The sequence below is a fragment of the Dokdonella sp. genome (genome assembly GCF_019634815.1).
Lineage (GTDB): Bacteria > Pseudomonadota > Gammaproteobacteria > Xanthomonadales > Rhodanobacteraceae > Dokdonella_A.
In genome coordinates, this window is the sequence record NZ_JAHCAP010000043.1 from 1 (window position 1) to 9,325 (window position 9,325).

Sequence of the window (9,325 nt, forward strand, 5' to 3'; positions counted from 1 at the left end):
CCTCAGGGACGCGCGCCGAACTCATACGCACGTGAGTCGGCTTTCGCGAATGCGAACACGACCAGGACAGCGCAATCTTTCGGCGCGAGCCGAAACGCCCGAGCGCGCGGATGCGGGGACGAGCACGCACGGACGCCAGCCGGTTTTCGCGGATGCGAGTACGACAACGTAGAAACCCAAGCGACCCGCGCAATGAAGTTGTAGGCTTGCGCAGCATCGCTTTCCTGTGCTCGAAGCGGAGGAGCCATGACGCATCCGGATATTCGTTCGGCGGCGCGACCGCATCCCGATGCGGCGATGGTCGAATTGGCTCGCTATGTCGCCGAGTACAGCATCGATTCGATCGAAGCCTGGGACACCGCGCGTTACATGCTGCTCGATTCGCTTGCCTGCGCGATGCTGGCGATGAAGTTTCCCGAGTGCGTGAAGCATCTCGGGCCACTGGTTCCCGGGGCGGTGTTGCCCGACGGCGCGCGCGTGCCGGGCACGAGTTGGCAACTTGATCCGGCGCAGGCGGCCTACAACATCGGCGTGCAGATCCGTTGGCTCGATTTCAACGACACCTGGCTGGCAGCGGAATGGGGCCATCCGTCCGACAACCTCGGCGCGGTTCTCGCCGTGGCCGACTATCTGTCGCGCAAGGCGGTACGCGAGGGCGGCACGCCGCTGCGCGTGCGCGAGGTACTCGGATGCGCGATCAAGGCACACGAAATCCAGGGCTGCTATGCATTGCGCAACAGTTTCAACCGGGTCGGCCTTGATCACGTGATCCTGGTGCGGCTGGCTTCGACTGCGGTCGCCACGCACATGCTGGGTGGTGATGTCGACGACATCGTCAACGCAATTTCCAACAGCTGGCTCGACAACGGCGTGCTGCGCGCCTATCGGCACGCACCCAACACCGGGCCACGCAAGAGCTGGGCCGCAGGGGATGCCTGCCGGCGCGCTGTGATTCATGCGCTCAATGCGCGCAAGGGCTGCGTGGGCTATCCCTCGGCGCTGAGCGCGCGCACCTGGGGTTTCTACGACGTTGCGTTCGGTGGTCGCCCTTTCGAGTTCGAGCGGCCGCTGGGCAGCTACGTGATGGAGAACATCCTGTTCAAGATCAGCTACCCGGCCGAGTTCCATGCGCAGACCGCGGTGGAATGCGCGATGGCCCTGCATGCGCAGGTCGCCGGGCGCATCGATGCGATCGATCGCATCGAGATCCATACCCAGGAAGCCGGCACGCGCATCATCGACAAGACCGGTCCGCTGGCCAACTACGCCGATCGTGACCACTGCATCCAGTACATGGTTGCGGTGCCGCTGATCTTCGGCCGGCTCACCGCGGTCGATTACAGCGACGAGCGGGCGGCCGATCCGCGCATCGATGCACTGCGTGCGAAGACCTCGGTTCGTGAGGATCCACGCTTCACCCGCGACTATTTCGATCCGGACAAGCGATACATCGGCAATTCGGTGCAGGTGTTCTTCAAGGACGGCACTGCCACGCAGAAGGTGACGGTCGACTATCCGATCGGCCATCGCCGGCGCCGGGACGAAGGAATTCCCGTCCTGCTCGACAAGTTCGCCGCCGCGGTCGAGGCGCACCTGCCGGCGCGCCAGGCGCGCAGTGTCATCGAGCTCAGCCGCGACCCCGCACGACTGGATCTGTTGCCCGTTCACCACTTGCTCGACCTGTTTGCACTGTGAGCGCCTGAGGCGTGGCTTAACGGGATATTCACATCCATGTCTTCGCGCCTGTTGGCCGGACTAGAATGTGTGGCGTCGAGCGGGTGGAAAAATGTTAAACGATTGTTTTTTGGTCGTTGTTGTGGCGTATACTGCGCAAGCAAGTACCCGAGTGACCTGCGTCCAGCGACCGGGGCTGGCGTCCGGATCAATAACGAGAGAGGAGTCCTCCAGCATGAAACGTAATGCCCTTAGTGCGCTCATCGCCCTGTCGCTGCTCGGCGGTGGTGCCGTGGCCCAAGCCCAAGACATGGGCAATTGGTACATCGCGCCGCGCATTGGTGCGGCGATTCCCGACAGCAATCGCGATACCGACACGTCCGTGTGGGCCGGCTTCGGCGCGGGCGTGTGGGTGAATCCGCATCTTGCCGTCGATTTCGAATACGGCATCAACAATGCCAGCTTCAAGGACAGCTCCTGGCGTCCAGGCAAGGAATGGGAAAGCGTCTCCTTCGGCGCGAGCGCGCGCTGGTTCTTCGGTGACGAAGGCGCCCAGTGGCGTCCGTACGTGATGGCCGGCATCGGTGCGCAGCGCCATGCGGCGTATTCGGGCAGCCTCAGTGCCTATCCGCCGAACCGCCTCACCCAGAATTCCAACGGTTGGGATCCGATGGCGACGATCGGTGGCGGCGTGCAGTTCAACATGTCCGAGCGTCTGGCTCTGCGCGGTGAACTGGCTGCCCGTTACGATCGCGACGACAACACTCGCGGCGATACCTCCGACAGCTTGGCGATCGGCCCGGGCGGCGTTGCTTTCCACCCGACCCACAAGAAGGGTTACATCGACGCGATCCTCAGCGTCGGTCTGGTCTACAGCTTCGGCCACGCGGCACCGCCGCCGCCGGTTGAAGCCCCCGTGGCGCCGCCGGCCCCCGATTGCCACTCGCTCGATGACGACCATGATGGCGTCAACAACTGCGATGACCGCTGCGCCGATACGCCGGCCGGCACCATCGTCGGTCCGGATGGCTGCCCGCAGAAGGTCGTGATCGACCTGCGCGGCGTGAACTTCAAGTTCGACCGTCCGAAGAAGGGTGAGAGCAACATCGAGCCGACGCTGGCCGTGCCGACTGCCGACTCGATCGCGATCCTCGATCAGGCGATCGACGCCCTCAATCGCTACCCGCAGATCAAGGTCGAACTCGACGGTTACACCGACTCGATCGGTACCGAAGAGTACAACCAGGGCCTGTCGGAGCGTCGTGCGCAGATCGTGTCCGACTATCTGACCGCGCATGGCGTCAGCGCCGACCGCATCACCGCGGTCAAGGGCTTCGGTGAATCGAACCCGATCGACACCAATTCGACCAAGGAAGGCCGTGCGCGCAACCGCCGCACCGAACTCAAGGTCGAGAACCCGTAAGCGCGGGCATGTCGCAAAGCAAGACGAAAAAGCCCGGCGCAAGCCGGGCTTTTTCTTTGCGGCGTTGGTGATTGCTGACAAGCGTTGCGTTGGTCGGCGCCGATGTGATGGCGGCCGCGCAAGCGGCCATGCGCGGAGCGGGCGGTTGCAGGGACTTCAGGGAATCAGGTGGCCGGTGTGCGGCTCCCGCAAGCGATCACAGTGCGAGCGCAGGCGTGAGCTGCGGCGCGATCGTCTTCACCAGCGCGTTGGCGACCGCAACATTGCCGGCCACGAGGTTGCCCGATGTCGGAATGCCGTCGCGCCCGCTGAAATCGCAGTAGCGGCCGCCGGCTTCGCGTACCAACAGGCAGCCGGCGGCCATGTCCCAGGGATAGAGCCCGGATTCGAAGTAGCCATCGGCGCGGCCGGCCGCGACATAGGCCAGGTCGAGCGCGGCCGAGCCGGTGCGGCGGATGTCCTCGGCTGTTTCCAGCAGCACGCGCGTCATCGCCAGTTGCGCATCCAGATGGCGACGCTGGCGATAGGGAAAACCGGTGATGAGCAGGGCGCCGGCGAGCGATTCGCGCTTGCCCACGCGCATGCGACGGTCATTGAGGAAGGCGCCATCGCCCTTGCTGGCGGTGAACAGCTCGTCGCGCAGCGGATCGTAGATCACGCCGACCACGGGCTCGCCCGCTTCGACCAGGGCGATCGAGACGCAGAAGTGCGGGAAGCCGCGCAGATAATTGTGGGTGCCGTCGAGCGGGTCGATGGTCCAGACATTGCGCGAATTGCCGACCTGACCGGACTCCTCGCCGAGAATCGCGTCGCGCGGATAGGAGCGACGCAGTTCGCGTATGATTTCGGCCTCGGCGAGCTTGTCGACTTCGGAAACATAGTCGTGCCGCTGCTTCTCGATCACTTCCAGGCTGTCCAGGCGATTCATGTAGCGCAGGATGATCTGGCCGGCGGCGCGCGCGGCGCGCACCGCCACGTTGACGGCGGGTCTGGGCATGGTCGTAGGCTGGACGAAGTGGAAAAGAACGTGGCGCGGATCGGCCGCGCAGGCGGGCGAGCCTAGCAGATCGGGCCGCCAGCACCAAACGCGATGCCTGCCGCAAAGACCCCGGGAGATTCGATGACGCTCAATGCCGACGCCCTGGCGCGCATCCGCTGCGTGCTCGCCAGCACCTCGCATCCAGGCAATATCGGCTCGGCGGCGCGGGCGCTGCGCACGATGGGTCTGCAGCGGCTCGTGCTGGTTTCGCCGCATGCATTCCCGCATGAACAGGCCACGGCGCTCGCGGCCGGCGCGATCGAGGTGCTGGAGCGCGCGCAGGTCCATGCGAGCCTCGAACCGGCGTTGGCTGATTGCCATCTCGTGCTTGGCGCGACGGCTCGGCGGCGCGGTGTCGAACTCGATGAACTCGATCCGCGCGCCGCGGCGCAGCGTGTGCTCGCAGCGAGCCTCGCGGGCCAGCAGGTGGCGCTGCTGTTCGGCAACGAGCAATCGGGCCTGAGCAACGAGGAAATCCAGCATTGCCATGCCGCGATCACGATACCAACCGATCCGGACTATGGCTCACTCAATCTGGCCCAGGCCGTGCAGGTGGTGGCATGGGAAGTCCGCGAAGCGTGGCTGGCAGGCAATGTACCACTGGCCCCGCCACGGGATCCTCCGGCCGATGCCGCCCAGCTCGATGCCTTGTTCGAGCATCTCGCGCGCACGCTTGATGCGATCGATTTCCACAAGGGGCGCTCGCCAGAGATGATCCTGCAGCGATTGCGGCGCGTGTTCTTGCGCGCTGATCTCGATCAGCGCGAAGTGCGCGTGCTGCATGGCATCTGTGCCGATGCCATGCGCATGGCGCGGCTCGCTGTTGCGCGGTCCGAGAGCATTGGCGGCGGCTGAGTCGACGAACGAGTGCGGCAACGGGCTTCAGGGCTGCGCCGAAATCAGCACCTTGTCGATGCGGGCGCCATCCAGATCCACGACCTCGAAGCGATAGCCAGCGGCATCGAAGTGCTCGCCGACCTGCGGGATCCGGCCCCAATGTGCCATCACCAGACCGGCTGTGGTGTTGAAGTCGTGGTCGCCTTCACCCGGCAGATGCGCCAGTCCGAGCAGCTCGCGCAAGTCATCCACGCCCAAGCCGCCATCGACCAGCCAACTGCCGTCGGCACGCAGCACGATTGGCTGCGCGAGCCGGCGCGCGGTCGAAGTTGCCGCGCGGCCAACCACCGCGCCGAGCAGGTCATTGAGCGTGACCAAGCCGATGATGTCGCCATACTCGTCGACCACCAGCGCCAAGGTCGTTTCGCTGTCGCGGAATTCCTCGAGCAAGTCGAGCGCGCGCAGCGTGCCCGGCACGTAAAGTGGCGCGCGCAGCGGACTCAGCAAGTCGCCGGCCTGCGCATCGGCGAAGCGCCCGATTGCGCGCTTGAGCTCGAGCACGCCGAGCACTTCACGTTCGTCGCCGCGATAGACCGGATAGCGTGAAAACGGGCGCTCGCGCATCAGGGCGAGGTTTTCGGCGCCGGTTGCGGTGGCGTCGAGCCAGGCAATGCGTGGTCGCGGTGTCATCAAGCTGTCGACGCTGCGATCGCCCAGGCGCAGCACGCGATTCACCATGTTGCGCTCATCGACGTCGATGACGCCCTGATCGGCACTTTCCGCCACCAGCAGGCGAATTTCCTCCTCGCTCACGCGCGCACGATGGACACCGTTCATGCGCAACAGTCGCAACAACAATTGGGTGGCTTGGATCAGCACGTAAGCGAATGGGCGTGCCAGCCAGGTCATCGCGCGCATGGGCATTGCCACGCCGATCGCAAAGCGTTCCGGATCGGTGATGGCGATGCGCTTGGGTGCCAGCTCACCGAGCAGCATGTTGAGAAAGGTGATGCCGGTGATCGACAAGGCAATGCCGATGCCCAATGCGTAGGGATCCAGCGCCGGCAGATCGAGCACGTCGAGCGCGCGGCCGATGTGGTCGCCGAGACTGGCGCCCAATGCGGCACCCGCGCTGATCTGCAGCAGCGTGATGAAGACCTGCACGGTGGCGAGAAAGTCTTCTGGCTGGCGCGTCAGCTCGAGCGCAATCTGGGCACGCCGGCTATCGCGGGCGAGTTGCTTGAGGCGGCTTTGGCGAGCAGTCATCAGCGCCATTTCGCTGAGCGCGAAGAAGCCATTGGCGAGGGCCAGCACGATGACGCAAAGGATTTCGATGAGCATGCGCGAAGCGGGCGCCAGGACCCTGCGGAGGCAGTGCCACTGAGTGTAACCGCTGCACAAGCGCGCGCCGCCCAAGCCGGGCGCGGACAGGCCGTCGTCACAGCGGGGCTGCGGTCGTGGCGGGCATGATCGCGCGAGAACCGCCGCAGGCCGTTGATTTGACGGGATGCCGGCGATTCCGCGGGCAGGCGATCACGCGTCCGTGGTCGGAAGCGGGCCGGTGGGCTGCTAGAATGCGCGCGGCCGGCGGACCCCGGGTCCGGCGCGCTCATCGATCGGAAAGATTGGCTCACATCGAGTGCAGTGGACGGCGCATGCCCGATCCGGCCATGCCCGTCCAAGCCTTGCAGCCCTGTGCGGGCCGCCACCATCCATCACTGGAGCATGCATGTTTTCGTTGCAGACGATTTTCGGCAAGGGTGACAAGTTCTACGGTCTGCTCGAAGCCAGTGCTGAAGCGGCGCGCGACTCGGCCAGTGCGCTCGTGCACATGTTCGAAGCACCGCAGCAGACGCCAACGCTGGCAGAGTTCATGCACGCGCGCAAGCGCGAAAAGGATCTCACTGCCGAGATCAATCGCGAGCTGGTCAATACCTTCGTCACCGCGCTCGAGCGTGAGGACATCGAGGCGCTCGCCGCGGCACTCAACAAGATCACCAAGTCGATCGCCAAGTTCGCCGAGCGCTATTCGCTCGCCGCCGAACGTCTCGCCGATGTCGATTTCGCCTCGCGCGCAGCCTTGCTCGAGAGTGCTGCCGGCGTCATCCGCGACATGGTGTTCCAGCTGCGCAAGGGCATGAATGTAAGCGCGATGCGCCTGCTCAACGATCGCCTGCAGGCGATCGAGAACGAAGCCGATCGGCTCATGATCGAGCTCTACCGCGATCTCTACGGCGGCCGTCACGAGCCGTTGCGCGTGCTGTTGCTCAAGGACCTGTTCGAGTTGCTGGAGAAGGCAATCGACCGCTGCCGCGATGCCGGCAACGTGGTCTTCCAGATCGTGCTCAAGAACTCCTGACTCGACGCGAGCCTCGCCCATGGCCCTGACGCTCGTCCTGCTGGTCGTCCTCATCGCGCTTGCGTTCGAGTACATCAACGGCTTTCACGACACCGCCAACTCGATCGCCACGGTGGTGGCGACCAAGGTGCTCAGCCCGGGGCAGGCAGTGTTGCTTGCCGCCACCACCAACCTGATCGGTGCATTGGCCGGAACCGCGGTGGCGAAGACGATCGCGGCGGGGCTGGTCGATACGCAGGTGGTTACGGTAACGCCGATGGTGCTGATCTGCGCCTTGCTCGGCGCGATCATCTGGAACCTCATCACCTGGTGGTGGGGCCTGCCTTCGAGTTCCTCGCATGCGCTGGTCGGGGGGCTTTGCGGCGCGGTCTTTGCCGCAGCCAGCAACAACTGGGATGCGATCATCTGGGCGCAGGGCGGCAGCCACTGGTGGGGCGAGAAAGGCGTGATCCCGAAGGTGGTGGTACCCATGGTGACCTCGCCGGTCGCGGGTTTCATCCTGGGGCTGCTGCTGATGGGCATGCTGTTCTCGCTGATCGAATTTCTCGGCTCACGCAAGAACTGGCTGCATCGCCTCGGTCGCACGCCATTCGTGAATGCGGTATTCGGCAAGGCGCAGCTGGGCTCGGCGGCGGTGATGGGGCTCTCGCACGGCATGAATGACGCGCAGAAGACCATGGGCATCATCGCCCTGGCCTTGGCCGCGGCGACCACCGCCGGCACCTTCGACGGCTTGCCTGGCTGGCTGCACTTCCTGCGCATCGAGGAAAACAGCGCCCACAATTTCGAGATCGCATTGTGGATCAAGGTCCTGTGCGCACTGGTGATGGCGGCAGGCACTGCGGCGGGTGGCTGGCGCATCATCAAGACCCTGGGTCACAAGATGGTCAAGCTGCATCCGATCAATGGTTTTGCCGCGGAGAGTGCCTCGGCAACGGTGATCCTGGCCTGCTCGCACTTCGGCATACCGGTATCGACCACCCACAACATTTCCTCGGCGATTCTCGGCGTCGGCGTAGCCAAGCGCGCCAATGCGATCCGCTGGACCATCGTCGAGCGCATGGTCTGGGCCTGGATCCTGACTTTGCCGGTAACCGCCTTGATTGCCTGGTCGCTGGTGCGCGCGGCGCACGCACTAGGTCTCGCTGGGTGACGGGTGAAGGCGCGGCGTTGCCTCAGAACAAGTCGCCGCCGTTGGAGATCGCGTGTTCGAGATGATCGCCAAGAACGCCGATTTCGGCGATCAGGCGGTCGAGTTCGAGACGATCGAACTGACCATACGGGCGGTTTTCGCAAAGATGCAGGTAGGGCGAGCCTTCAAGGTCGCTGACGGCCAGATAGCCCAGACGCTGCTCCCAGTTGAAGCGCAGGCAGCGTGTGGCATCGATCCCGGTGAGCGGCCCGAGCGGAGTGGAAATCCGCACCACGCGCTGATCGCCTTCGGCTTCCAGTTCGGTCAGATAGATGCCCTGATGACGTCGCTCGCCAAGGGTGAGATCGAAGCTGATGAGATAGGGATCGTTGGTCTTGAGCGTGTGCGCCGCACCGAGATGGGATCGGATTTGCTCGAAACTTTGCACGCGAAGACTCCGCTGGACACCGGTCCCGTATGCTAGCAGGGTGTGGAAAGCACGTTCAGCACTCCGATCAGGGCAGCCGGTGAGCGCAATGCAGGACCCCGCCAGCCAGGCGCATGCAGCGATCCGCACGGCGGTCGGCGCGATTCCGCGGGGCCAGGTGGCCAGTTACGGTGAAGTGGCACGACGTGCGGGCCTGCCCGGCCGCGCACGCCTGGTCGGGCGTGTGCTGGGTGAGCCTGCAAGTGCAGGCCTGCCGTGGTTTCGCGTAGTGCGCTCCGATGGCCGCATCGCGTTTCCCGCGGGCAGTCGCGCGTTCCGTGAGCAGGTCCGCCAGCTTGCCGCGGAGGGTGTACTGGTCGACAAGGGACGGGTCGATTTTGCCGCCTTTGGTTGGGACCGCGACCTCGACCGCT

At 64.7% G+C, this 9,325-nt stretch carries 9 protein-coding genes; 6 read left to right on the top strand and 3 right to left on the bottom strand.

Annotated elements, in window-relative coordinates; all coding sequences use genetic code 11:
• Positions 1-246 precede the first annotated feature (246 nt).
• Entirely contained in the window at positions 247-1,695 is a 1,449-nt protein-coding gene (locus tag KF759_RS13915; protein ID WP_291226447.1) for a bifunctional 2-methylcitrate dehydratase/aconitate hydratase, read from the top strand.
• 214 nt (positions 1,696-1,909) lie between these two features.
• The gene (locus tag KF759_RS13920; RefSeq protein ID WP_291226448.1) at positions 1,910-3,097 is read left to right on the top strand and encodes an OmpA family protein; all 1,188 of its coding nucleotides are present in this window, start codon (positions 1,910-1,912) and stop codon (positions 3,095-3,097) included.
• Positions 3,098-3,293: 196 nt separating this feature from the next.
• On the opposite strand, the gene KF759_RS13925 is transcribed toward KF759_RS13920, so the two are convergent.
• Positions 3,294-4,094 (bottom strand): inositol monophosphatase family protein, encoded by an 801-nt coding sequence (locus KF759_RS13925; protein ID WP_291226449.1) that lies wholly within the window; start codon positions 4,092-4,094, stop codon positions 3,294-3,296.
• A 123-nt stretch (positions 4,095-4,217) separates the two neighbouring features.
• On the opposite strand from KF759_RS13925, the gene KF759_RS13930 reads away from it, so the two are divergent.
• The gene (locus KF759_RS13930) at positions 4,218-4,991 is read left to right on the top strand and encodes an RNA methyltransferase (protein ID WP_291226450.1); all 774 of its coding nucleotides are present in this window, start codon (positions 4,218-4,220) and stop codon (positions 4,989-4,991) included.
• A 27-nt stretch (positions 4,992-5,018) separates the two neighbouring features.
• Here the strand turns inward: KF759_RS13930 and KF759_RS13935 are convergent, their stop codons facing one another.
• Positions 5,019-6,314 carry a hemolysin family protein gene (locus tag KF759_RS13935; protein ID WP_291226451.1) on the bottom strand — a complete coding sequence of 432 codons (1,296 nt, stop codon included), beginning with the start codon at positions 6,312-6,314 and terminating at the stop codon, positions 5,019-5,021.
• A 388-nt stretch (positions 6,315-6,702) separates the two neighbouring features.
• Between KF759_RS13935 and KF759_RS13940 the strand changes: the two genes are divergently transcribed.
• Both KF759_RS13940 and KF759_RS13945 read left to right on the top strand, forming a co-directional pair.
• Entirely contained in the window at positions 6,703-7,332 is a 630-nt protein-coding gene (locus KF759_RS13940; RefSeq protein WP_291226452.1) for a DUF47 family protein, read from the top strand.
• A gap of 19 nt (positions 7,333-7,351) precedes the next feature.
• On the top strand, positions 7,352-8,485 hold the full coding sequence (locus tag KF759_RS13945; protein ID WP_291226453.1) for an inorganic phosphate transporter: 1,134 nt from the start codon (positions 7,352-7,354) through the stop codon (positions 8,483-8,485).
• Between the two features lie 22 nt (positions 8,486-8,507).
• On the opposite strand, the gene KF759_RS13950 is transcribed toward KF759_RS13945, so the two are convergent.
• Positions 8,508-8,912 (bottom strand): hypothetical protein, encoded by a 405-nt coding sequence (locus KF759_RS13950; RefSeq protein WP_291226454.1) that lies wholly within the window; start codon positions 8,910-8,912, stop codon positions 8,508-8,510.
• Between the two features lie 88 nt (positions 8,913-9,000).
• On the opposite strand from KF759_RS13950, the gene KF759_RS13955 reads away from it, so the two are divergent.
• Positions 9,001-9,325 (top strand): MGMT family protein (locus tag KF759_RS13955; protein WP_291226455.1); only part of this gene is annotated, 325 nt, incomplete at its 3' end.

What these genes read in the sequence shown, in the direction of transcription:
- KF759_RS13945 (WP_291226453.1), top strand. Translation starts at nt 7,352, where the DNA reads ATGGCCCTGACGCTCGTCCTGCTGGTCGTCCTCATCGCGCTTGCGTTC.
- KF759_RS13925 (WP_291226449.1), bottom strand. Translation starts at nt 4,094, where the DNA reads ATGCCCAGACCCGCCGTCAACGTGGCGGTGCGCGCCGCGCGCGCCGCC.
- KF759_RS13920 (WP_291226448.1), top strand. Translation starts at nt 1,910, where the DNA reads ATGAAACGTAATGCCCTTAGTGCGCTCATCGCCCTGTCGCTGCTCGGC.
- KF759_RS13930 (WP_291226450.1), top strand. Translation starts at nt 4,218, where the DNA reads ATGACGCTCAATGCCGACGCCCTGGCGCGCATCCGCTGCGTGCTCGCC.
- KF759_RS13940 (WP_291226452.1), top strand. Translation starts at nt 6,703, where the DNA reads ATGTTTTCGTTGCAGACGATTTTCGGCAAGGGTGACAAGTTCTACGGT.
- KF759_RS13935 (WP_291226451.1), bottom strand. Translation starts at nt 6,314, where the DNA reads ATGCTCATCGAAATCCTTTGCGTCATCGTGCTGGCCCTCGCCAATGGC.
- KF759_RS13915 (WP_291226447.1), top strand. Translation starts at nt 247, where the DNA reads ATGACGCATCCGGATATTCGTTCGGCGGCGCGACCGCATCCCGATGCG.